The sequence below is a fragment of the Vibrio sp. 1978 genome, from assembly GCF_033344345.1.
In genome coordinates this window covers 1-585 of sequence record NZ_JAWPOP010000767.1, presented here as the reverse complement: position 1 = coordinate 585, position 585 = coordinate 1, and the positions used below count along the sequence as shown (strand labels likewise).

General features: G+C 47.5%; 1 protein-coding gene. It reads left to right on the top strand.

The annotated features are described in order from the left end of the window. Positions 1-585, top strand: a 585-nt coding sequence (locus R8N49_RS28990; protein ID WP_318190685.1) for a 3-hydroxyacyl-CoA dehydrogenase NAD-binding domain-containing protein, incomplete at both ends; no start/stop codon positions are given.

Sequence of the window (585 nt, the reverse complement as noted above, 5' to 3'; positions counted from 1 at the left end):
AGTTTATCGACAAAGGCAAGAACAAGGGCAAGAAAAAGCAATCGACGAAAGAGAAGTTGATGTCGGGCAGTGGGTTAGGTCGTAAGCTCGTTTTCGAACAAGCTGCGAAGAAAACCAACCAGAAGACCCGTGGCAACTATCCAGCAACGGTCGCGATTCTTGAAGTGATTCAACATGGTCTGGAAAAAGGCTTTGCACAAGGGCAAGAGCTAGAAGCGAAACGATTTGGTGAGCTTGTGATGAGCTCCGAATCGAAGGCATTGCGCTCTATCTTCTTCGCGACTACTGAAATGAAGAAGGAACACGGCACGGATGCACAGCCAGCAGCGGTGAAAAAAGTGGGTGTTCTTGGTGGCGGCTTAATGGGCGCTGGGATCAGTCATGTAACGGTAGCAAAAGCAAAAGTGCCTGTTCGAATCAAAGATGTGAGCAATGACGGTGTGTTGAATGCGCTTAACTACAACTACAAGTTGTTTGAGAAGCAGCGTAAACGTCGCATCCTGTCGAAAGCCGATTTACAGGCGAAGATGTTGCAACTGTCAGGTGGCGTAGACTTTACAAGTTACAACCACATTGATGTTGTGA